The organism is Candidatus Pseudomonas phytovorans (assembly GCA_029202525.1).
GTDB classification, from domain to species: Bacteria; Pseudomonadota; Gammaproteobacteria; order Pseudomonadales; family Pseudomonadaceae; genus Aquipseudomonas; species Aquipseudomonas phytovorans.
The window spans coordinates 4,778,974-4,802,140 of the sequence record CP119325.1; the positions used below are offsets into that span (position 1 = coordinate 4,778,974).

Annotated in this window: 21 protein-coding genes; 7 read left to right on the forward strand and 14 right to left on the reverse strand. The window is 60.6% G+C overall.

Annotated features, from left to right (window positions below):
• Positions 1 to 79: 79 nt before the first annotated feature.
• Positions 80 to 1,387 (forward strand): NtaA/DmoA family FMN-dependent monooxygenase, encoded by a 1,308-nt coding sequence (locus P0Y58_20980; protein WEK29360.1) that lies wholly within the window; start codon positions 80 to 82, stop codon positions 1,385 to 1,387.
• 36 nt (positions 1,388 to 1,423) lie between these two features.
• On the opposite strand, the gene P0Y58_20985 is transcribed toward P0Y58_20980, so the two are convergent.
• The 4 genes from P0Y58_20985 to P0Y58_21000 all read right to left on the reverse strand — a co-directional run bounded on the left by P0Y58_20985 (position 1,424) and on the right by P0Y58_21000 (position 4,340).
• Complete coding sequence (locus tag P0Y58_20985; GenBank protein WEK29361.1) at positions 1,424 to 2,002, reverse strand: hypothetical protein; 579 nt, start codon at positions 2,000 to 2,002, stop codon at positions 1,424 to 1,426.
• Between the two features lie 93 nt (positions 2,003 to 2,095).
• Positions 2,096 to 3,190 carry a dimethyl sulfone monooxygenase SfnG gene (gene sfnG / locus P0Y58_20990; protein WEK29362.1) on the reverse strand — a complete coding sequence of 365 codons (1,095 nt, stop codon included), beginning with the start codon at positions 3,188 to 3,190 and terminating at the stop codon, positions 2,096 to 2,098.
• 215 nt (positions 3,191 to 3,405) lie between these two features.
• Positions 3,406 to 4,038 (reverse strand): hypothetical protein, encoded by a 633-nt coding sequence (locus tag P0Y58_20995; protein WEK29363.1) that lies wholly within the window; start codon positions 4,036 to 4,038, stop codon positions 3,406 to 3,408.
• Positions 4,039 to 4,049: 11 nt separating this feature from the next.
• Positions 4,050 to 4,340, reverse strand: a complete 291-nt coding sequence (locus P0Y58_21000; protein ID WEK29364.1) for a hypothetical protein — start codon at positions 4,338 to 4,340, stop codon at positions 4,050 to 4,052.
• A gap of 366 nt (positions 4,341 to 4,706) precedes the next feature.
• Between P0Y58_21000 and P0Y58_21005 the strand changes: the two genes are divergently transcribed.
• Positions 4,707 to 6,767, forward strand: a complete 2,061-nt coding sequence (locus P0Y58_21005) for a TonB-dependent siderophore receptor (GenBank protein ID WEK33372.1) — start codon at positions 4,707 to 4,709, stop codon at positions 6,765 to 6,767.
• Between the two features lie 84 nt (positions 6,768 to 6,851).
• Here the strand turns inward: P0Y58_21005 and P0Y58_21010 are convergent, their stop codons facing one another.
• The 3 genes from P0Y58_21010 to P0Y58_21020 all read right to left on the reverse strand — a co-directional run bounded on the left by P0Y58_21010 (position 6,852) and on the right by P0Y58_21020 (position 9,929).
• Positions 6,852 to 8,039, reverse strand: coding sequence for an MFS transporter (locus tag P0Y58_21010; GenBank protein ID WEK29365.1), 1,188 nt, complete (start codon positions 8,037 to 8,039; stop codon positions 6,852 to 6,854).
• Positions 8,040 to 8,177: 138 nt separating this feature from the next.
• A complete protein-coding gene (locus P0Y58_21015; GenBank protein ID WEK29366.1) occupies positions 8,178 to 8,732 on the reverse strand; it encodes an XRE family transcriptional regulator in 555 nt (184 codons plus the stop codon).
• A gap of 201 nt (positions 8,733 to 8,933) precedes the next feature.
• A complete protein-coding gene (locus P0Y58_21020; protein WEK29367.1) occupies positions 8,934 to 9,929 on the reverse strand; it encodes a zinc-dependent alcohol dehydrogenase family protein in 996 nt (331 codons plus the stop codon).
• Positions 9,930 to 10,164: 235 nt separating this feature from the next.
• Between P0Y58_21020 and P0Y58_21025 the strand changes: the two genes are divergently transcribed.
• Positions 10,165 to 11,070, forward strand: coding sequence for a LysR family transcriptional regulator (locus P0Y58_21025; protein WEK33373.1), 906 nt, complete (start codon positions 10,165 to 10,167; stop codon positions 11,068 to 11,070).
• A gap of 26 nt (positions 11,071 to 11,096) precedes the next feature.
• Here the strand turns inward: P0Y58_21025 and P0Y58_21030 are convergent, their stop codons facing one another.
• Entirely contained in the window at positions 11,097 to 11,999 is a 903-nt protein-coding gene (locus P0Y58_21030) for a LysR family transcriptional regulator (GenBank protein WEK29368.1), read from the reverse strand.
• Positions 12,000 to 12,123: 124 nt separating this feature from the next.
• On the opposite strand from P0Y58_21030, the gene P0Y58_21035 reads away from it, so the two are divergent.
• Complete coding sequence (locus tag P0Y58_21035; protein WEK29369.1) at positions 12,124 to 13,224, forward strand: NADH:flavin oxidoreductase; 1,101 nt, start codon at positions 12,124 to 12,126, stop codon at positions 13,222 to 13,224.
• A 162-nt stretch (positions 13,225 to 13,386) separates the two neighbouring features.
• Here the strand turns inward: P0Y58_21035 and P0Y58_21040 are convergent, their stop codons facing one another.
• The 4 genes from P0Y58_21040 to P0Y58_21055 form a co-directional block, all read right to left on the reverse strand.
• A complete protein-coding gene (locus P0Y58_21040) occupies positions 13,387 to 14,745 on the reverse strand; it encodes an aspartate aminotransferase family protein (GenBank protein ID WEK29370.1) in 1,359 nt (452 codons plus the stop codon).
• 69 nt (positions 14,746 to 14,814) lie between these two features.
• Complete coding sequence (locus P0Y58_21045) at positions 14,815 to 15,588, reverse strand: gamma-glutamyl-gamma-aminobutyrate hydrolase family protein (GenBank protein WEK29371.1); 774 nt, start codon at positions 15,586 to 15,588, stop codon at positions 14,815 to 14,817.
• Positions 15,589 to 15,663: 75 nt separating this feature from the next.
• The gene (locus tag P0Y58_21050; GenBank protein WEK29372.1) at positions 15,664 to 17,010 is read right to left on the reverse strand and encodes a glutamine synthetase family protein; all 1,347 of its coding nucleotides are present in this window, start codon (positions 17,008 to 17,010) and stop codon (positions 15,664 to 15,666) included.
• Positions 17,011 to 17,037: 27 nt separating this feature from the next.
• A complete protein-coding gene (locus P0Y58_21055) occupies positions 17,038 to 17,592 on the reverse strand; it encodes an XRE family transcriptional regulator (protein WEK29373.1) in 555 nt (184 codons plus the stop codon).
• A gap of 199 nt (positions 17,593 to 17,791) precedes the next feature.
• On the opposite strand from P0Y58_21055, the gene P0Y58_21060 reads away from it, so the two are divergent.
• On the forward strand, positions 17,792 to 18,685 hold the full coding sequence (locus P0Y58_21060) for a LysR substrate-binding domain-containing protein (protein ID WEK33374.1): 894 nt from the start codon (positions 17,792 to 17,794) through the stop codon (positions 18,683 to 18,685).
• 99 nt (positions 18,686 to 18,784) lie between these two features.
• A complete protein-coding gene (locus P0Y58_21065; protein ID WEK29374.1) occupies positions 18,785 to 19,489 on the forward strand; it encodes an SDR family oxidoreductase in 705 nt (234 codons plus the stop codon).
• A 10-nt stretch (positions 19,490 to 19,499) separates the two neighbouring features.
• Here the strand turns inward: P0Y58_21065 and P0Y58_21070 are convergent, their stop codons facing one another.
• Positions 19,500 to 20,216 (reverse strand): murein L,D-transpeptidase catalytic domain family protein, encoded by a 717-nt coding sequence (locus P0Y58_21070; GenBank protein WEK29375.1) that lies wholly within the window; start codon positions 20,214 to 20,216, stop codon positions 19,500 to 19,502.
• A gap of 83 nt (positions 20,217 to 20,299) precedes the next feature.
• Positions 20,300 to 21,334, reverse strand: coding sequence for a L,D-transpeptidase (locus P0Y58_21075; protein ID WEK29376.1), 1,035 nt, complete (start codon positions 21,332 to 21,334; stop codon positions 20,300 to 20,302).
• 294 nt (positions 21,335 to 21,628) lie between these two features.
• Between P0Y58_21075 and P0Y58_21080 the strand changes: the two genes are divergently transcribed.
• Positions 21,629 to 23,149 (forward strand): NCS1 family nucleobase:cation symporter-1, encoded by a 1,521-nt coding sequence (locus P0Y58_21080; GenBank protein ID WEK29377.1) that lies wholly within the window; start codon positions 21,629 to 21,631, stop codon positions 23,147 to 23,149.
• Positions 23,150 to 23,167: the final 18 nt, after the last annotated feature.

Sequence of the window (23,167 nt, forward strand, 5' to 3'; positions counted from 1 at the left end):
GAACCTGTGGGAGCGGGCGTGCCCGCGAAGGGGCGCAAAGCGGCCCCAAATGTTCAATAGCCAGCAACCGGAGACCCTGATGACATTCAACAAAGGCCTGCACATTGGCATGTCGCTTGCCCCCACCTGGCTCAGCGGCGAGGGCTGGCGGCGTGCCGACAGCCGCGTCGAAACACTGTTCGGCAGCGACTTCGCCATGGACATCGCCCGCCGCTCCGAAGCCGCGCACCTGGACTTCGTGTTCCGCCCCGACGTCAGTTGCGTGGTGGCCGACGCCCTGGAAAGCGGCTCGGGCTTCACCAGCCTCGACCCCACCTTGCTACTGGCCGCGCTCACCCGCGAGACCAGTCGTATCGGCCTGGTGTCGACTGTTTCGACCACCTTCTTCCCCCCCTACCTGGTCGCGCGTCAGCTGCAGTCGCTGAACTGGCTGAGCCAAGGCCGGGTCGGCTGGAACATCGTCACCGCCCTGCAAGGCCACGAGAACTTCGGCCTGGCGGCCATGCCCAGCGCCGAAGAGCGCTATGCCCGCGCCGCCGAGTTCACCGAGGTGGTGCAGCGGTTGTGGCGCAGCTTCCCACAGCAGGCCCTGCGCATCGACCGCGAGAACGGTGTTTACGCCGACCCGGCGCAGGTTCAGCCAATCAACCACCAAGGCGACTTCCTGCAGGTGCAGGGCCCGCTCAACCTGCCCGAACAGGGCGCACGCATCCCGCTGATCCAGGCCGGGGCGTCCGACAGTGGTCGTGACTTCGCTGCCCGCGTCGCTGATATCGTTTTCGCCCCGACCCCCGACCAGGCCGCAGCCGCGGACCTGCGCCGCGACCTGTCACGTCGCGCGCAAAAGCATGGCCGCGAGGCCGACGATGTTCGCCTGCTGCCCGGCCTGAGCCTATACCTGGCGCCCACTCGCCAGCAGGCACGCGAACTGTTCATGGAAACCCACGCCCGGGTGGACAAGGCACGCAAGTACGCTGCGATCGAGAAGATGATCGGCATCGACCTGGCCAACTGGCCAAGTGACCGGCGCATTCATGCTGCCGACCTGCCGCCACTGCAGCTGCTGCCCGGCGCCAGCCGGACTCATGTGAGCCTGCTACGGCGCTTGATCGAACGTGAGTCGCTGCTGCCAGAAGAACTGCTGATGCGCCCGGAAGTGTTGTCGGCGGCGCACTGGCAAGTGATTGGTACGGTCGATGATGCCGTAGCTGAAATTGCCGACTGGGCCGAAGCGGGGGTGATGGATGGCTTCATTGCCGCACCGGGGGGCTCGTTTGGCTCGGTGTACAGCTTTCTGGATGAAGTGGTGCCACGACTGGTGGAGCGCAGGTTGTTTCGCGACCGGTATCACGGGGCTACGTTTGCCGAGCATCTGCAGCGGTATTGAAGGACCCAAGGGGCTGCTGCGCAGCCCCGAACAATCTCAAGGCACCTTCTTTCCTTCCACTGCCTTCACGGTTTCAATCAATTTGTCGAACTTGCGGTTCAACTGGGCGAACTTCTTGTCGCTCTCGGCGCGGGCCTTTATGTTGTCCACCGAACTGGCCTTGTCGGCAATGGTCACCACCGTCCAGTCCCAGTCCTTGGACACCCAGTAAACCAGCTCACCGTCCGCTGAAAACGCTTCGAGCCGGCCGCTATCCGGCACCGGCCTGGCGTCCTTGGTCATCGGCAGCAGTTGCTGAACCCGTGCCTCGTCGGTGGTATCCAGCTGCACCTCCACCTGGCGCAATTGGTCGGCCTCGTTGAACACTGCCTTGACTTGAGAGATGGCGATACCGCCCAGGTTGTAATCACCCTTCGGCTTGGCGCCCTGATAGAACTCGGTGGGAACCTGGTAGTGATACCCGGTGAAATGCTCTAGCTCGCCGAACTGCTGCTGCAGAATGGCCAGGGCCTGGGACTTGGGCATGCCCAGAGTGAACTCGCCAACTTCGAGCGCCGACCAGGCTTGCAGGGGGAAAACCGCGCAGGCGAACAGAAGCGGTAAGGTCCGTTTCATGGGGTAGTCTTCCTTGAAAATAGCCCGTCAACCTACCCCCTGCACGGCGATCAGACAATACTGGCAGGGTGCCAAGCCCACCCTGCCCCGGCGTCAGGCCACCGCTTTCTCGACACGCTGCGCCGCTTCCAGCTTGCGCACCAAAGGCAGCACATGCTCGCCGAAGTACGCCACTTCCTCCTGGAAATGCAGGAACCCGGAGAGGATCAAGTCCACCCCCACTGCCTTCAGCGCTACGATGCGTTCGGCAATTTGCTGCGGCGTGCCGATCAGGTTGGTCTTGAAGCCATCGTTGTACTGCACCAGGTCCTCGAAGCTGGACTTGGCCCAGTTGCCCTCGCCCTCCGGGCTGGCGGCACCGGCGTGCTTCACCTCTTGGCCAAACGCCCGCACCGCCTCGGGGTTGGCCTTGTCGATGATCTCTTGCAGCACCGCACGGGCATCTTCCTCGGTGTCGCGGGCGATGATGAAGGCATTCACTCCAACCTTGACCGAGTGCCCATTGGCGGCGGCCTTGGCGCGGATGTCCTCGACCTGGGCCTTGATCCCTTCGACGCTGTTGCCGTTGGTGAAGTACCAGTCCGACACCCGCGCAGCCATGTCCCGCGCCGCGCGCGAGCTGCCGCCCTGGAAGATCTCCGGGTGCGGTTGCTGCAGCGGCTTGGGTTTGAGGTTGTAGTTACGGAAGCGATAAAAGTCGCCGTTGAAAGTGAAGTTGTCCTGCGTCCAGATGCCCTTGAGTGCGCGGATGAATTCTTCGGAGCGGCGATAGCGCTCGTCATGGTCCAGCCAAGGTTCGCCGATGGCATGGAACTCGCCCTTGAACCAGCCCGAGACCACGTTGATGGCGATACGGCCGTTGGTGAACTGGTCGATGCTTGCCAACTGCTTGGCGGCCAGCGTCGGGCTCCACGGGCCAGGCAGGATGGCGGCGATGACCTTGAGCTTTTCAGTGGCGGCCAACAGCGCATGGCTGATGGTGACCGACTCGTGCTGGTTGTCGGCGCCGTAGCCAGCGGTGAAACGGATTTGCGACAGGGCATAGTCGAAGCCGGATTTTTCAGCGATTTGCGCAAGCTTGCGGTTGTAATCGATGTCCCAGCTGGTGCGCTGCTCGATGGTGCTGACCACCAGGCCACCGCTGACGTTGGGGACCCAATAGGCGAACTTGATCGGGGTGTGGCTCATGGGGTGGCTCCTTGAGAGTCTTGGGGTTCAAGGAGATAGGAGCAGCAAGCGTGCCAACGGCTGGATGGGTTTATTTTCAATGAGTTGGCGATAAGAGGCAGCGATGCTGGCTGCATGTGATCAAACACGCTGTCGGATCACTGTTGCCTGCGCAACATCGCCGCTTGCTGCTAGCTCACCGGCTTCTGCGCATGCCCGCATGGAGCATGCCTCCATCAAAGAGCCAACCGCGCCAGCCGCTGCAGAGCCAGAATCACCTCATCATCCCGAGCCTCAAGGATATCCGCCTGAATAAGGGCGATCACCGCTTTCAGCAACTCGGTCTGGTTCATCTCGGTTTGCTGCTGAAGCGCGAGCATGTCCTTTGCCATGTGCGGATTAACCTTCATCGACAGCCGCCGGGTCGCATTGGAACGCGCAAGCCCGCGCCGCGCCAGCTGTTCATCCAGCGCCTGGATGAACGCCAGGTGCGCAGCCTGCAATTGCCCGCACTGCTTCACCTGCGCCAACTGCTGAAAATAGTGGGCAAGGAACAACTTGCGCAAATTGGCCCCCGCTTCGTTAGTGACTGCATGCATGGCCGCATCCAGCACGTCCACGTAGACGGCCGGCAAACGCGCCTCGATAGACTTGAACTGCTGCATGCGCGCCTCGTGAATGGCTGGCGTGGATTGCGGTGGAAGCGCGACCACAGCCTCGCAACGGGTACACACGCCCACCAGAATGTCCTTGGCCTTCCCTTTGCCATCGCTGAACGGTACATCCCGGCGGGTATAGCGAGTGGGCACCACTGCCTGGCAGTGCTCGCACAGTGCTTCTCCGCTATCCCCTTCCAACAGAATCTTCATGATCTGGGTACTCACTGATGAACGCTTATGAACCAGGTCTCTGGTTCGATAAAAAAGAACTTGATGTACCAGCCATCCCGTCTGAGTACATGCACCTCGATGGCAGCGACAGCGTGGTGAGGGCTGCTTGCGTGGTGAATGCCCCGGCATGAGCGAATGACGTCGGCAACCTCGCGGGCTGACACCTCCCCTGTGGCCAGCAGGTTCTTGATATCGATCTCCCCCCGAGAAACATGTTGGTATTCCCCTGCTTCGAGCGCCGCCATCACCGCGCGCTGTGCCTCCCTGAAGCCGAATTTCATAGCTCATCCTTGCCAATACGAAAATCATCGTACAAAAACCAAATCAAATCTACCGTTAGCGATGCCAACGCGACCAGCGGTGCGCCTATCGATTCGAGCGATAACCCGGAACACGCATGAACTATGGCCCTGAAAGCCGCAAGATGCCGCAGGCCAATGTAACCAACCCTTTCATGGCTGCTATTCACCGGGCCCTGCTTCGTGAGAGGTGAAGAAGCATGAAATATTATTTATCAATATAAATTCCTACTTGCTGTAGCTTCTCATTCGCAGAAAAATCGCACCCTTTACCACTCCCCGCCTCAGGAACTCGTCTTGAAACGTCACCTCCCCGTCCGCCTCCTGCTGGTCGGCGCATGCAGCGCCATGCCTGTCGTTCATGCCGCCGACAACCTCACGCTGCCCGCGACCCAGATCGACAGCACGAGCGAAGCAGTAGATGGCGTAAGCCAGGGCTACGAAGGCAGGGCGGCATCCAGTACCACCAAACTGGGCCTGACCGATAAACAGACCCCTCAAAGCGTGACGACCATCACCCGGCAGGCGCTGGACGATTTCAAGATCACAGGTATCAAGGACGCACTGCGCGCAGCACCGTCGGTAACCGTCGAGCAAACCGAAACCGACCGTACCGAATTCACTTCGCGTGGCTTCGATATCAATACCTTCGAATACGACGGCACTGGCATGCCCTTCGTAAGCAGCACGCTGGTAGGCGACCAGGACCTGGCCGAATACGAGCAGATCGACGTGTTGCACGGCGCCAATGGTTTGATGAGCGGCGCCGGCAACCCGTCGGCCACGGTCAACTTCGTGCGTAAACGCCCGACCGACACCTTCCAGGCGCAGGTCGATACCAGCGTCGGCTCGTGGGACAGCCGCCGAATCGACGTCGATGTTGCCGGCCCGCTGACCGACAGCGGCAATGTGCGCGGCCGCTTCATCTACTCCCACGACAAGGGCAATTCGTGGATGGACCGCTACAGCCACGAGCGTAACGTTGCCGCAGGGCTGCTGGCAGTCGATGTGACCGACGCCGACACTGTGACCGTGGGCTTCTCCCAGCACAACAGTGACTCCAATGGCAGCACCTGGGGCAATCTGCCGCTGGTGGACAACGACGGCAATGCCATTCATTACAGCGGGCGCAGCAATAGCATCGGGCAGCCGTGGACCTACTGGAACCTGCACACCCAGCGAGCCTTCGTCGAACTGAAGCATGATTTCGGCAATGACTGGAACGCCACGCTCACGGCCACCGGGCAGCAGGAAAAGCAGAACACCAACATGCTTTATGTGGGGGGCGTCTCCGCGGATGTTGCCGACGCGTATGCCAACCACACCCGCAGCGAGGCGCACCAGTTGCTGGGCGAGGCCAAGGTGCAAGGCCCGTTCAGCCTGTTCGGTCGCGAGCACCAACTGACCTTCGGGGCCGCGTATGGGCGAACCCATCAGAAAGGCCAGGAGTATGACGAAGACCTGGAACATGGCAGTTTCTTCAACACTTCGTTCTCGGGCATCCTGGCGGGCAACACGCCAATGCCGTCGTTCGGCGTCACCAGTGAGGGCCTGGCGCAGAACTTCCAGGACACGCAGAAAAGCGTATTCGCCGGGGCACGTTTCAGCCTGGCGGATAACCTGCACTGGATAGCCGGTGCACGTATGCTCAGCGCCGACGGCAAGGGTGAGAGCTATGGTTCAGAACACTCCACGCGCGCCCATGGCAAAGTCACGCCGTACACTGGCCTGGTCTACGACCTGAACGCGGCATGGAGCGTCTACGGCAGCTGGACCAAAATCTACAACCCGCAGTACAACGTGGTCGGTACCGACGGCAAGCTGCTCGACCCTCTGGAGGGCAAGAGCATGGAAGTTGGCGTCAAAGGCAGCGTGATGGACGACCACCTGCACCTGACCGCTGCGCTGTTCAAGACCGAGCAGCGCAACGTGGCTGTGGATGCGGGTTTCGATGGGGTTCAGGAGGTTTACACGCCGGGCGACTTCAAGAGCCACGGCGTAGAGTTGCAAGCCTCCGGCGAAGTGGTGCCAGGGCTGGACATGCTCGCTGGCTACACCTATGTGCGCATTGACGATGACAACGGCGAGCGTGCGCGCAAATATGTGCCGACCCACAGCTTGCGCGGCATGGTCACCTACCGCTTGCCGACCCTGCCACAGATGAAGGTTGGCGCCCGTGTCAGCTGGCAGACTGGCGTCGAGAACGACACCAACAGCGCCATCCACCAGAACGCCTACGGCCTGGTTGACTTGATGACCAGCTACGACATCGACAGCAACTGGAGCACGTCGCTGAACCTGAACAACGTCACCGACCGCAAATACCTGCTGTCGCTGTACAACAATGCGACAACCGCCAGCTACGGTGCACCACGCAACCTGACGGCTTCGGTGACCTGGAAGTATTGAGCAGATCTCTGGTTTGGATGTTCGCCGCGACGCTTTCAGCGCCTGCGAGATGAAGCGCCGACCGCGCGGCGCATGCAGACAATTCTACGCCATGGCGCTGCGCAGGCGGGCCTTGCGCCAAACCAACCGCCCCAGCGTGATAGACCAATTGAGCAAGGAAATACCCAGCAGGATCAGCAGCATCATCGGTAACCCTTGATCGATGATCACTTTGCCGGCGAGCAGCGGAAACCCGAATACACCGACGAAATAAGAAAGGCTGAACAACAGCAGGGACTGGGTCGTTGTGCCTTCTGGCGCTTCGTTCGCTGCAAGGCCGTTGATCACCGAATAGGTCAGGCCATAACCGATACCCAGCACAATCGCCGCCAGTATGTATGCAAGGCTACCGGCGACAACAAACGTGAACATCAGCATGGATACAACGATCAGCCCCGACAGCAGGCAGGACATCCGGTAAGGGTCGCGCCTGACCACCAGCCCGGCGACAAACATGCGCCCGGCAATTGCAGCACTCATGAAGCCAATGAAGAACAGCGAGTAATCGAGTGCTTTTTCGTGGGCATAGCTCGTTTGAAAACTCGACAGCCCGCCAAAAATCGCACCGCCCAGGCCAACCATGAGGATCGGGAACAAGGCCCTTGAGCCCAGGACTTGTTGGGTAGCCTGCCAGGACAGCCTGGACACAGCAGCACTAAAGCGGTTGGGTAGTTGGCCCAACGCGGTCGCCATACGCCAGAACAAGGCCACGCCGATCAGGCTGGCCAGCGCCGCAACATAAAAAGTTGCCGTCACCGGCAGGCCCATCTGGCTTGCCAGGCGCCCGACCAGGGGCGCCGAGCCGATGCCGCTCATCATGCTGCCCGAGAGCAGCGCAAAGTACCGTGCGCGCTGTGCCGGCGGGACGATCATCGCCACGATGATCGGGCCCAAGGTGTAGAAAACGCCCCAGCCCACACCCAGCAGCAAGCCGAACATCATCATCAGGTACTGGTGGCTGGCACTTACGGCAAACCCGATGTTAGCAACGACCAGCGCCAGGCCGCACAGGGCAATCGAGCGTGCCGCACCGAGACGGTCCGACAAGTGCCCGGACACCAGCACGGCAGCAAATGTACTGAGCATGGCGGCGGAAATCACATGGCCGGCATCCTGCTCGTTGCCACCCTGCGTCCCCACCAGCAACGCCAGCAGAAAGGTCGATCCATAAGACAGCGACAACAGGTAGCTGGCAAAACAGAACAAGCTGAACAGGGGCTTTGACACAGCCATGGTGCGTTCATCCTGGAAGTGCATGAGAGACCCTGAGTAGTTGGACCAGGCGCACAGTGTGCGTGGCACGCACAAACAGGGTAAATCCAGGATTCGTGATCTGAAGGTAAGTGACAACCAACCTATGCGGGTGCGCCGTTAGCTGAACACCCAAAGCACACGGGTGGGCTTGTCGGTGAGGTTGGCGTAACGAAAACTGGCGTGGGGTTGCAGCTGAAAGCTGTCACTGGCGCGCAGCGTTACCGGCTCGCCGCCACCCAGCCACACGGTCAACTCGCCTTCGAGCACGAAGCAGCCCTGCTCCGAGCTGTCGTCCAGGTACTCCTCGCCACTGCTGGCCCCCGGTTCCAGGTGGCTATCGAGCATGGAGAACGCGCCGGTTATCGTGGGGGATGCCAGCACATCGGTAATGCCACCGGCCAGGTGAAGCGTGCGCCGCTCGTGTGGACGGGTGACCCAGTCGAGCTCGCGGGGTTTGTCCAGCTTGTAAAAGTAGGCGGTCGAGACGCCCAGCTCTTCGCTGATAGCCGTGAGGTCAGCCACGGTTGGGCGAGATACGCCCCGCTCGACCTGGGACAGAAAACCCACCGAACGGCCAATACGCTGAGCCAGCTCGCCCAGGGTCAGGCCTTTGAACTTGCGCAGGTCGCGAATCAGTACTGCCAGGCCTTCGATTTCTTCGTGCACTTTCATAGTTGAATCGCGACTTTCGGACGGGAAATGAATGCCCTGAAAAGTACATGATTCATTTCACAAAGCAAAATTGTTCACGCAACGGCGAGGGTGATGCGTCAGCGCGCAGGGGTTCAAACCGGGGCGTGGTTCCGTTCATTGAGGATCAGAAGCAACGTGGCCATGCCTGTGAAACCATGGTTGTCAGCATGGGCACGTTTCTCAGCAGACCTCGATCACTACTTTCCCTTGAGCATTGCCTGACTCTACGAGGTTGTGGGCTTCCATTGCCTCATGCAGGAAGAAACGCCGAGGATGGAGGTTTGGCTTCAGCTTGCCCTCATCAATCAAGCGGCTACATTCCTCAAGGACCTTACCATGGTGCGCTCTCCCGTTGCCGGTAAGCATGGGCAACAACACAAACACGCCGGACAGCGTCATCGCGCGTAAAGACCCAGTTGCCAGTGCGTGCGTACCAAAAGCAGCACAGCTGACAATGTGGCCACGATGGGCAACCGCTTCGAATGACGCATCAAGGGTCGCGCCCCCAACAGTGTCGTAAATGACATCGAAGCCTTTGCCGCCGGTGTGCTTTTCAACGTACTCGGCAGGTTGGTGCAACTGGTAGTCAATGGGTATGGCGCCATACGCTTGTACTACCGGCGACTTGGCTGCAGAGACAGAGGCGTAGACTTCGGCCCCAAAGGCCTTGGCGAGCTGCACCGCAATGTGGCCAACCCCACCAGCGCCGCCGTGTATCAATACGCGCTGTCCTTGGCGAACATGAGCAGCGTCGACCAGCCCTTCCCATGCAGTGAGCATTACCAACGGGAGCGCTGCGGCCTCACGGAAGCTCAGCCCTCTGGGCTTTAATGCAAGCAGTGCAGCGTCCACTGCAACGAACTCTGCAAGGCTGCCAGGCATGCCAAAGACGCCACCGGCCAAGCCGTAGACCGCATCTCCTACAGTGAAACGGTCAACCCCGTCGCCCACTGCCTCTACAGTACCCGCCAGGTCAGTGCCGAGGATGGCTGGAAGCGCTGGCATGGCATACGGGGCATTGCCAGTGCGAATTTTGTAGTCGATAGGGTTTACCCCGCTCGCGACCACACGCACCAGCACCTGACCTGCCAATGGTTGAGGGCGGGGTACGCTGCTCTCAACCATCTGGTTATTAATAAAATCGTGTAGGACTAGCGCCCGCATAGAGTCAGTCATCAAAAGAATCTCGTATTTTGAAATCGGCTAAACGCTCTAATCCGGCAGGCCAACTGCCTCGCACCACGTGCGCCGGCCTCGGCCTGAAGTTGAGTGTGGCCGGCTTCCTGTGATAAACGATTGCGAAGTGCGTCATGACACTTCCCCCTGCCAAATTCGATGGAAGCATTCTTCATCGCCCATCGAGGCAGAAAAAGCGTCAAGAACCCTCAAGACTGGAAACTATTTTTTTATAATGGACCTTCTCACGCCCATGCGAACCTTTCTCAAGGTCGCTGAAACCGGCTCGTTTTCCGCTACTGCAAACGTCCTGGACATGTCCCCTCAGCTGGTGGGCAAACACGTTCAGGCGCTTGAGCAGCATTTGGGGTTGAAGCTGCTGAACCGGACAACTCGCAAGCAAAGCCTTACCGAGTTTGGCGAGGCCTTCCTGGATCGGGCCAGGGTAATACTGGATGAGTTCGAGGACGCTGAGCGGCTCGCGGAATCAGCACGAGGTAAACCGGTAGGACGGCTTCGCGTGAACGCCCCGGTTACCTTTGGAAATCAGATACTCGCGCCGAGATTGGTCAAGTTCATGCAGGCCCATCCTGCAGTGACGGTGGTTCTGACATTGTCCAATCACTTGGTGGACGTAGTAAGCGACGGCTACGACGTAGTGTTTCGAGTGGGGGATCTGGCAGACAGCAGCCTGATCGCGAGGCGGCTGGGGCCGTATCCTCTAGTGCTATGTGCTGCACCTTCGTACTTGGCAACCAAGCCATCAATCGTGCATCCCGAAGACCTTGCAAAGCATGAGTGCCTGGGCTTTACCCACTCAGAGCTAAGAACACACTGGACCTTCAGAGATACAGATGGCGCCTCGCTCGCGGTACCGATCACCAGCAAATTCATGGTTAATCAGAGCGAACCTCTGTTAACCGCCTGTCTGGCTGGCATGGGGCTGATCCTCCAGCCGCTGGAGTTGGTACGAACCGCACTACGCTCAGGGCAACTGATTGAGGTTCTTCCAGATTATCCGCCCGTGTCACCGCCGATCAGCGTGCTGTACTCCCGAGATCGCCGTAGCACCCCCAAGCTGACCAGCTTCTTGGCGTTCTGCACGGCTGAGTTCACAGAGCAGGTAATGACAACCAGGTAAAGCCGTCGACAGGGGTTCGCTGGCCGTCAGGAAACCGGGGCACGATCACGACTCCGCATGGCCATGTCTGCTTCGAGCATCTGCAAAAACACTTTCACTCGCGCAGGGACATACCGGCGTGATGGTGTGACGGCCCACACCGACAGCGCCTCCATCCCGGCATCCGACAGTTTGATTTCTACCAGGGTGCCATCGTTGATCTGAGAAATGACGTCCCAGTAGGCCAGCAGTGCCACCCCCAGCCCTCGCACTGCAGCGTCGCGTACCGCCCCCACGTTACTGATGCTGACCCTGCCCTCCATACGGCGCCGAATGATTGATCCATTCACCACAAATGGCCACTTTGGGACAGCCTGCAGCACGATGCATTGGTGTGACTCCAGATCTGACAACCTCTGAGGCACCCCGTGCTGCGCCAAGTACTTTGGAGAGGCACAGAGCACCCGTGGATTCGGCGATACCTGCCTTGCTACCAGCTCGGAGTCGACAAGTGGAGCGACTCGCAGAGCAAGATCGAATCCGCGGCTGACCATATCGACCACTGTGTCTGAAACATCCAGCTCAACGCGCAGCTCGGGGTAGTTGAGCAATAGCCGTGGGAGCATCTCCAACACTATGGATTGTCCGAAGACACTCGGCGCCGTTACCCGCAGCAAGCCTGTGACACGGCTTGCAGAAGGCTGGAGCTCTTCCAGTGCGCTTTCCTCAGCCTCAATCATCGTGCGGGCATAGGGTAAGAACGCTTCGCCTTCAGCTGTAAGCGAGACAGAGCGGGTGGTTCGCTGGAACAGTCGAACCCCGATCTCCTTCTCTAGCGCAGCAATCCTGCGGGAGACATGCATCGGCACAACATCCAGCTGTCGAGCAGCCGCTGACAGGCTGCCCGCTGTCACTACAGCCATATAGATGCGCAGGTCTAGAACCAGCATGATTACCTCAAATTATGTTAAGCCGGCTAAACAACCAGATGGCTAGGTCTGCCGGTATGAGCTTCGTAGGATTCGGGAATGGCATGAAATAAATTGCCAATCGACGGAACTACGAGGTGACTGTATGCCGGATTCAATAGCAGCAATTCTAACGCCTTACGATATTAACAGGCTCACCCTGCGCAATCGCCTGGCAGTTGCGCCCATGACTCGCGTAAGCGCCACGCAGGATGGCAAAGCCACCGACGCCATGGCACGGTACTACGAGCGGTTTGCCAAGGGAGGGTTCGGCCTGGTGATTACGGAAGGTATCTATACCGACCGGCAATTTTCCCAGGGCTACCCTTTCCAGCCGGGTATTACCGACCCAGAGCAGGCGCGTGCATGGCGCGTGGTAACTGATCGGATTCACGCTCATCACAGCGCCGCCTTTGCTCAGATCATGCACGCTGGGGCGCTTAGCCAAGCGAACCGATTTTCTGACCACACGATAGCGCCCTCATCGGTTCAGCCCAAAGGCGAACAGATGCGTTTTTACTTTGGTGAGGGTTCGTACCCTGTTCCCAAGGCGATGACCGATGAGGACATCGCCGACGCCATCGCCGGATTTGCCCAGTCGGCCAAGCGGTCAGTTACGGAAGCTGGCTTCGACGGCATTGAAATACATGGGGCAAACGGCTACTTGCTCGACCAATTCCTCACCGACTACGCCAACCAACGCGGGGATCGCTGGGGTGGCAGCACGCACCAGCGAATCCAGCTAACGCTTGAGGTCGTCAAAGCAGTCAGGGTCGAAGTGGGTGCTGTGCCGGTCGGCGTCCGGATATCCCAAGGCAAGGTCAATGACTTCCAGCACAAATGGGCTGGGGGCGAAGCGGACGCCGAAGTCATTTTCGGCTCGCTGCAGGATTCAGGTGTCGATTTCATCCACGTAACCGAGTTCGAAGCGTGGAAGCCTGCGTTCACCAGCAACAGCGCAAGCTTGATCGAGCTCGCCCGACGGTATGCACCGACCCCGGCGCTGATCGCCAATGGCGGCCTTCACGCGCCCGAGCATCTCGATACCGCGCTGAGCGACGGCGCAAACATCATCGCCCTGGGGAAAGCAGCGCTGGCAAATCCAGACTTCCCGAGCCGTCTACTTGAGGGGAAGCCTCTCGCACCCTTCGATGCATCGATTCTCGGACCGATTGCAAATATCAAGGCGGGTGAGTTCGAAGCCTAGAAAACCATGACAGGGGGTTCGGCGCACATCAGTAGTGACCGACCAGGTTGACCTGGCCGTGAACTATCCTCGGCGCCTGCAGGATCAGGCCGCGATCTGCAGGTGCGAGTAAGCCGTTCCACAGTTGAAAGCCCGCGCCGTTCCCGAAGTACGTGCTCGCCCTTAGCGAACAGCCTCGTAGGTCAGGTCCAGGCACTTGCGGGCCTTTTCCACCAGCTCGTCAATTTCCTCAATGCTGATCACCAGCGGCGGGGCGATGATCATGGTATCGCCCACGGCGCGCATGATCAGGCCGTTGTCGAAGCAGTGCTGGCGACAGATCATGCCCACACCTTTGCCTTCGTAACGGGCGCGGGTGGCTTTGTCCTTCACCAGCTCGATCGCACCGAGCATGCCCAGGCCGCGCACTTCGCCCACCAGCGGGTGGTCGGCCAGCTCGCGCAGGCGCTGCTGCAGATACGGCGCGGTTTTATCGTGTACCTGCTGAATGATCTGCTCGTCACGCAGAATCCGCAGATTCTCCAGGCCCACCGCAGCCGCCACCGGGTGGCCGGAATAGGTGAAGCCATGGTTGAAGTCGCCGCCTTCGCTGATGACCTTGGCCACTTCGTCACGCACGATCACCCCGCCCATAGGGATGTAACCAGAGGTCAGGCCCTTGGCGATGGTCATCAGGTCAGGCTTGAGGTCGTAGTAGTCGGTACCGAACCACTCGCCGGTACGGCCGAAACCGCAGATCACTTCGTCGGCGACGAAGAGGATGTCGTGTCTGGCCAGGATTTCCTTGACCTTCGGCCAGTAGGTTTGCGGGGGAATGATCACGCCACCGGCACCCTGGATCGGTTCGGCGATGAAGGCGGCAACGTTGTCCACGCCGACTTCGAGGATCTTCTTCTCCAACTGCTCGGCTGCCCATACGCCAAAGTCGGCCTCGGTCATGTCGCCGCCTTCGCCGAACCAGTATGGCTGCGGGATGTGCACGATATCCGGGATCACCCCGCCCTGCTGGTGCATACCGCTCATGCCGCCCAAGGCTGCGCCCGCCACGGTTGAGCCGTGGTAACCGTTGATGCGGCCAATGATGACCTGCTTGCTCTTCTTGCCTTTCAGCGCCCAGTAATGGCGAACCATGCGCAGCACCGTGTCGTTGCCTTCGGAGCCGGAGCCGGTGAAGAACACGTGGTTCATGCCTTCGGGCGCCACATCGGCGATCGCCTTGGCCAGTTCCAGCGCAGGCGGGTGCGCGGTCTGGAAGAACAGGTTGTAGTACGGCAGCTGCTTCATCTGCTGGCTGGCGACCTCGGCCAGCTCATCGCGGCCATAGCCGACCGCCACGCACCACAGGCCGGCCATGCCATCGAGAATCTTGTTGCCCTCGCTGTCCCAAAGGTACACGCCCTTGGCCGAGGTGATGATGCGCGGGCCTTTCTCGGCCAGTTGTTTCACATCGCTGAACGGGGCCAGGTGATGGTCGCGGCTCATCGATTGCCAAGCGAGGGTCTGCGAATTCTGTTCACTCATTGACTTCACTCCATCAAGTTGCGCAGCTGTGCTGCGCGGGTATTTTTTGTAGGTGGGCAAGGCGGCTGTTCAGGCAGACAGCAACAGCCGCTGGCGCAGTACCGAGCGATGCCTGCAGGCCTTGCCAAAGGACTGGAAGATGGTCAGGTAATGCGGGTTATCCATGACCTGGAACTCGGGGTGCCATTGCACGGCCAGGGCAAACCCCTTGCCGTTCTGGACCGAAATCGCTTCCACCAGGCCATCGGGTGCCAGCGCCTCCACCCGTAGCCCCGGGGCCAGTACATCGATGCCCTGGCCATGGATGGAATTGACGTCGAAGACCGCCGGCAAGCCCATGCGGTCGAGCAGGCCGCCGGGCTCTACATGCATGGTGTGGCGCGGCCCATATTGCTTGTCGATGGGCTCACCCTTGCCTTCGCGGTGGTCCATGAACACACCGGTCTCGTGGACCTTCTGGTGCAGGGTGCCGCCCAGTGCCACGTTCATTTCCTGGAAGCCACGGCAAATGCCGAGCACCGGCACACCGGCGGCGATGGCTGCACGCATCAGCGGCAACGTGGTGGCATCGCGCAGCGGGTCGTGATGGGTGCCCTCTGCACTGGCCGGGCCGTTGTAGTGGAACGGCTCGATGTTGGACGGCGAACCGGTGAAGATCAGCCCATCCACCACATCGAGAATATCGGCGCTGTCCATCAGCTCACCGAGGCTGGGAATAACGATGGGCAGCCCACACGCCGCCTTGGCTGCCGCGCGTGCGTACTTCTCGCTGATGGTCTGGGTGGCATGCAGCTCGATCATGCTGGTGCATGCGGTAATGCCGATAACGGGCACACGGGGCATATCTTCCTCCGGCAAATCCATATTGCGCGTTGTATTGAAAGGGAGGGTGCAGCGTCGCTGTTGGAACTTCGGCACCTACAGGAACCAGCGGTATTCGCGGGCATCGATGTGGCGCATGAAGTCCAGTTGCTCCTGGTGTTTGTTTTCGCAATAGACCATCACGAACTCACTGCCCAGGCCTTCGTTGACCACCGGGTGGTGACGCATGGCGGCCAGTGCACCGAGGGCATCCTTGGGGAAGTCGATACCGCTCTGGCGGTTTTCGTTCAGCGGTGCGATGGGCTCGACGCCGCGGTCCAGGCCATGCTCCATGCCGGTCAGGATCGCCGCCAACACCAGGTACGGGTTGGCATCGGCGCCCGCAAGGCGGTGTTCGATGCGCAGGTTGCGCGGGTCGGACTCGGGGATGCGAATGCACGCATCACGGTCTTCAAAGCCCCAGCTGGCCATGCTCGCCGCGTTCACCATGGCGCCGTAGCGGCGATAGGCATTGTGGTTGGGGGCGAAAATCGGCATGCAGTGGGGCAGCAGCTCCAGGCACCCTGCTACCGCGTGGCGCAGCTTGCGCTGTTCAGCGCCCGCCAGGATGTTGTTGCCGGCAGTGTCATACAGGCTGACGTGCACATGCATGCCGCTGCCCGGCGCGTCCAGGTACGGCTTGCTCATGAAGCTGGCACGGTAGCCGTGTTTCATCGCGATACCACGGGTGCTGCGGCAGAACAGCGCCGACCAGTCCGCCGCGCTCAGAGCATCGTCGCTGTGGGAGAAGTTGATTTCGAACTGGCCGGGGCCCAGCTCTGCGGTGATGACGTTCGCCGGCACGCCCTGCTCGTTGGCACCATCGACCATCTCGTGAAGCACCGACGCGAAGCGGGACAGCCGCTCGATGTGCATGTTCGGCTGGTCGTCTTCGTCCCCGGTCGCTGTGTCGCGCGGGTACTGCGGCAGACCGTTGTCGAGCTTGCGGTCGAACAGATAGAACTCCAGTTCAAAGGCCACCACCGGGCGGATGCCACGTTTGGCCAGGCGCTGAAGCACGCGGGCCAGCACTTCACGGGGCTCGAACTCGACAGGCTTGGCGGTGCCGTCGGAAGTGATGAGCATCTGCGCAATCACTTCCTTTTCCCAGCGCACCGGCTTCAAGGTACCCGGCACCAGCCGCCGGGCAGCATCCGGGTCGCCGTCGGCAAAGCAGTAGTCACCGATCGGGTACAGGCCACCCTGGGTGCCCAACAGTATGCAGTTCTGCGGCAGTTTCAGCGGTGCGCCGGCTGCAACTTTTTCCAGCATGTCCATCGGGTAACGCTTGCCGTAGAAGTGCCCGGGGATATCCAGCGCAATCAGGTCGACATAACGTATTGCCGGGTGCTCTGCGCGAAACGCGCGCACTTCAGCCAGCAGGTCCGCAAAGATGACACTCATCTTCTTATCCTTGTGAGGTGAACGAATTCAATTGAAGACCCAGAGCACGCGGGTGGGCTTTTCCGTCAGGTTGGCGTAACGGAACTGCGCGTGGGGCTGCACCTGGAAGCAGTCGTTGGCCTGCAGGGTCACGGCCTCGCCGTGGTCCATCCATACCGTGAGTTCGCCTTCAAGCACGAAACACCCCTGCTCGGAACGGTCACTCAAGTTTGCCTCGCCACTGCTGGCGCCTGGCTCAAGATGGCTGTCGAGCATGGAGAAGGCGCCGGCGATGGTGGGCGAAGCCAGCACATCGGTAATGCCCGACTCCAGGTACAGCGTGCGCCGCTCGTGGGGGCGCGTGACCCAACCAATGCCGCGGGGTTTGCTCAGGTTGTAGAAGTACGCGGTCGACACACCCAGCGTTTCACTGATGGCGGTGAGGTCCGCCACGGTAGGGCGCGACACACCGCGTTCAACCTGCGAGAGGAAGCCGACCGAGCGGTTGATGCGCTCGGCCAGTTCGCCCAGGGTCAGGTTCTTGAATTTGCGCAGGTCGTGAATAAGGATCGCGAGGGCTTCTACCTCTTCGTGCATCTTCATCGATTGGGCTGCCGTGAAATTTTTAGTGTTATTTTTCATGAAAAAATACATGAAAAATTTCACGAGTCAAGCCAGAAGATGGAAATGCGCGCAGTCGCGCAGTACCGCGATCTGGATCGGCAACGTTGGCCCGGGTTTCTTTACGGGTGCGCAGGGAGTAGCCTCGGCGGTGAATTCCAGCCCGGCCATCGCCATCGTCATGCCAAACGGTTTCCCTGAACTGCCCCCACTTAACGCCCTACGCGTGTTTGAAGTGGTTGCCCGCCACCTGAACTTCCGCCTGGCGGCCGAGGAGCTGGGCGTGACCCAGGCAGCAGTTGCTCAACAGATACGTGGGCTGGAAGCGAACCTGAACCTTCGTTTGTTCGAGCGCCTCCCGCGGGGCCTGGCGCTGACCGATGCAGGCGTGGGCTACAGCGGCAGCATTCGCAGCGCTTTGGCGATGATCGATGAGGCAACGCGCCTACTGCGGCCACAAGCGGCTCACCTGACGGTCAGCGTTACCCCGACCTTTGCTTCTAAATGGCTTATCCCCCGGCTGGGCAGCTTTGCGCAAAGCCATCCGGAAATCGACCTGCGGGTGCTGGCCACAGACCGGCTGTCGCACTTCAGCACCGATGGCGTGGATATCGCAGTCCGCTATGGCAAACCCGAGATCGGAGCAGGCCTGAACAGCGAACTGTTGATGGAGCAGCGCATCGTCGCCGTCGCCAGCCCAAAGCTGTTCGAGGGCACCCATGTCCCCGCCAGCTTTGCGCAGCTTCAGGATTTCATCATGCTGCACGACGCTCATAATTTCTGGCCGCAGTTCCTTGCGCAGCTGTTTCCGCAACACGCGCAGCCGACTGCCAAAAACCTGCGGTTCAATCAGACCTCGCTGGCCATCGATGCGGCAATCAGCGGTCAGGGTATTGCGTTGGCCAGCCTGGCATTTGTCGGCGAAGACATCGTCGCGGGCAGGCTGACTCAGGTCTTCGTTCAGCAGCTCAAGCTCGATAAGTCGTTCTACCTGGTTTGGCCACGAAAGCTGCAACAGCCCGAGTCGCTAGGCGTCGTGCAGCGCTGGCTGAAGCAACAGGCTAACAATAGTTAATCTACTGTCACGGTAAAGTTTGGCTGTCTCCCCCGCTGCTGGAGCCGCTGCTAAGGTATGTGTACCTAAGCAATCCACCGTTCACGTTCTGGAGGCAGCATGTCAGTAGAAAAAGTTGCGATTATCACGGCCGGCGGCAGCGGCATGGGCGCGGCAGCAGCACGGCGCCTGGCCGCTGACGGTTTCAAGGTTGGCATCCTCTCCTCTTCGGGCAAGGGCGAGGCCCTGGCGGCCGAGCTTGGCGGCATTGGTGTCACCGGCAGCAACGAGTCGGTTGAAGACCTGCAGCGTCTGGTCGACGCCGTGGTGCAGAAGTGGGGCCGCATCGACGTGCTGGTCAATAGCGCCGGCCATGGTCCGCGTGCGCCAATCCTGGAGATCAGCGACGAAGACTGGCACAAGGGCATGGACACCTACCTGCTCAATGTCATTCGCCCGACTCGCCTGGTGACCCCCTACATGCAACGCCAGAAAGGTGGCGTGATCATCAACATTTCCACCGCCTGGGCGTTCGAGCCGAGCGAGCTGTTCCCGACATCGGCGGTGTTCCGCTCGGGCCTGGCCGCATTCACCAAGATCTTCGCCGACAACTTCGCCGGGGATAACGTGCGGATCAACAACGTGCTCCCGGGCTGGATCGACAGCCTGCCGGCCACCGAACAACGCCGCGACAGCGTACCGCTCAAACGTTACGGCACCAGCGAGGAAGTTGCCGCCACCATCGCGTTTCTCGCCAGCGAAGGCGCTGCCTACATCACCGGGCAGAACATCAAGGTCGATGGCGGCGTGACACGCAGCGTCTGATTGATGCCAGTTACTTGCTGGCGACCGATTGATTGACCAGCGGGCAACTCTGGGCGTTAAGGAACCGCGATTTCTTCAGCCAGTCTTGCTGCGGGTAATAGGCAAACACGTAGCTGCCGCGTTGTAGCGTCTCGATCAGCTTGCCGGCAATTGCCGGCCGAACGGCAGGGCAGCCCTGGCTGCGCCCCAAGCGACCGAGACCGGGCACGACCTTGGGGTCGGCATATGCCGCGGCATGCATCACGATCGCCCGCGACATGCTGTTGTCGTTGAACCCCGGCTCCAGCCCCTGCAGGCGCAGCGAGCGCCCGTGCTTGCCGCTGTAAGTCTGACCGGTTTCATACAAGCCAATGGAAGATTGATAGCTGTTCGGGGCGTTGGAGAACGCGGTCGGCACATCGGCGCCGCTGTTCTTGCCATGGGCGACCCACTCTTCGAACAACAGTTTCCTGGAACGTAGGTCGAACACCCACAAACGTTTGTCACGCGAGGCCTTGGAATAATCGATCACCGTCAGCAACTTGTCCGGGTCACTGTGACTGGCGCACGCGTAGGCAGTGAGCGCCAGGGCGAGGGTCGAAAGGCTGGCGCTCGGCGCCAACTGCTGCAGCTCGGCGGCGCTAGGCAGCGGTTGCGCGCAGGCGATTTGCCAGGTGCTAAGGAACAGCAGGCCAATACTGGCCACGGAGAGCCGGAAAGCGCCCCGCAATGGTTTGAACATCGACATGGAATACCCGGTTGAACCTGATTTTTCTTGCCTTGATTGCAGGCAAAAGCGGCTACTTTGCTTGATTACCCCAGCAATTCCGATCACTTCTTGACCAATGGTTTGGATTCTTCAGCGCCTTCGGTGCTGATTACCGTGAATTTTCCATCGCTGCGGGTATCCCGGGTCGATGCCCAGTCGGTGATCACCAGCATCGTGCCAACGTCCATCGCCGCGCGTAGATGACGGCGGAACTCCGGGTTGATACTCAATTGCCCCAGTTGCTCATACGGCGTATTTCCGTACTCCGGGTTGCTCAGGCCCACCACTGACCAGCGCAGGGGTAGCCCGCCATCAAGTGCCAGCGCGGAGGGCTTTTGCAGCAGGGAGTACACCGCCATGCCGCTGCGATGCTGTCGCTCTTCAAGCGAAAGTGCCGGTGCCGAACCGATCAGCTGCCCACCGCGATACACATAGGCACGCAAGTCGGCACGACTGACCAGGATCGACAGTGGCCCCGCCGTCGGGTCCGGGTCGCTCCAGAATTGCTGGTTGCTCAGCACCAGCGGGCCCTGGGCCTTGCCATCGCTGACCGTGGGCGCCAGCACACCGGGGTGGTACACCTCCACCGGGGCACTGTTGGTGTCGGAAACGATAACCGTGGTCGAACTGAAGCCGGTGACTTCATACAGCTTTTTGGCAAACTCCATCGGCAGGCGCACGCATCCATGCGAGGCGGGGTACCCCGGTAGGTGGCCGGCGTGCAGGGCAATGCCGTCCCATGTCAGGCGCTCCATGTAGGGCATCGGTGCGCTGTTGTAGAGGCTGGACTTATGCTCGACCTTTTTCTGCAGAATGCTGAATACCCCGGTGGGGGTTTCCCGGCCTGCCTTGCCGCTGCTCACGGTGCTGACGCCGATGGCGATGCCATTGCGATAAACGTACGCGCGTTGCTCGGTGAGGCTGACCACTACGGTCACCGGCCCCACCGGCGAGACCTGCGGGTACCAGAGAAACTGGCCAGGTTTGAGGCTTTCAAGCTGGCTCCTGAGTGCGGCCGGGGTGGGCACCTGGAGTGGCGCCGCTTCGACCAAGGTAACAGCGAGTAAAAGGCCCAAGCCAAACGGTACATGCAACATCCCATTGCCCCCCATAGAACCCTGCCGCCAGCTTAGTCGGAACATCCCCCGCAAAGCCACCCGCTCAACGCGCCCGCCCAAGCTATCAGGCTTGCTCGCGCCCACACACTGCGCAGGTGGTAACAACTTTGCACAGTTAGTGTGCACAATATTCCCACCCAAGACCGCAACACAGTACGCAAAAAGTCGGATGAAGGCCTGAAAGCCACGGACACCCCCAAACGCATGGATTGGTACGAATCTTGTGTGTATACAAGACCAACAATAAAAGTACACAACCATCACGGAGTTCCGATGGCGTCGATTTCACGTTCCGATGTTGACCAGCTCGATGCGCTCCCCGCCGATACGGCCGGGCCCGGCCAGCTGGCGTTGAGCCCGCGCCTGTACAGTGCCGACCTTGCACCGACCCGCGCGGCAAACCGCACCTGGGGGCGCTACAGCCTGTTCGCGCTGTGGACCAACGATGTGCATAACATCGCCAACTATTCCTTCGCCATCGGCCTGTTCGCCTTGGGCATGAGTGGCGCGCAGATCCTCGCCGCCTTCGCGCTGGGCGCGCTGGTGATCTACGGCCTGATGAACCTTTCCGGCTACATGGGCCAGAAGACCGGCCTGCCCTACCCCGTCATGTGCCGGATCAGCTTCGGCATCCATGGCGCACAGATTCCGGCACTGATCCGCGCGGTGATCGCCATCGCCTGGTTCGGCATCCAGACCTACCTCGCCTCGGTCGTGCTGCGCGTGCTGCTGACCGCCATCGCGCCAGATCTCAAGGCCTACGATCAGAACTCGATCCTCGGCCTGTCGACCCTGGGCTGGCTCACCTTCTTCGGTATCTGGTGCATACAGGTGGCGATCTTTGCCTATGGCATGGAGATGGTGCGCCGCTTCGAGTCCATCACCGGGCCGATCATCCTGGTCGCTTTCACCGGCCTGGCAGGCTGGATGTACTGGCGCAGTGGCCTGTCGATTGCCTGGTCCAGCGGCAATGCGCCGACCGGCTCCACAATGTGGCTGAAGGTGCTGGGCGCCGCCGCGCTATGGGTCTCGCTGTATGGCACCATGATTCTCAACTTCTGCGACTTTACCCGTAACTGCCCGGACCGGCGCACCATCAGCGTAGGCAACTTCTGGGGCCTGCCGGTGAACATGCTGGGCTTCGCGCTGATTGCCGTGGTGCTGGCCGGTGCGCAGTTCAGCATCGACGGCAAGCTGGTGCAGGGCCCGACCGAGATCGTTGCCGCCATCCCGAACACCGCCGGCCTGGTGCTGGCCTGTCTGGCCTTCCTGATCGTCACCGTGGCGGTGAATATCATGGCCAACTTCGTCGCCCCGGCCTACGTGCTCGCCAACCTGGCGCCGAACCTGCTGAACTTCCGCCGCGCCGGCCTGCTCAGCGCTGGCATCGCGGTGGTGATCCTGCCGTGGCATCTGTACAACAGCCCGTCAGTGATCGTGTACTTCCTCGGTGGCCTGGGCGCCCTGCTCGGCCCGCTGTACGGCATCATCGTCACCGACTACTACCTGGTACGCCGCAGCCGGGTGAACCTGCCGCAGCTGTACAGCGAAAGCCCGGAAGCCGCCTATCACTACAGCGGCGGGGTCAACCTGCGCGCCGTGGCGGCGTTCATCCCGGCTGCACTGATCGCCATCGTGCTGGCGCTGGTGCCGGCGTTCGAGTCGCTGTCGCAGTTCTCCTGGTTCTTCGGCGCCGGCCTGGGCGCGCTGATCCACTACGCCATCGCCAACCGCAGCGCCAGCTACGCCGAGGTTTGCGGTGAAAGCATTGCGGTGGATAGCGCACATCATTGACCGCCTCTGGGCGTTAGC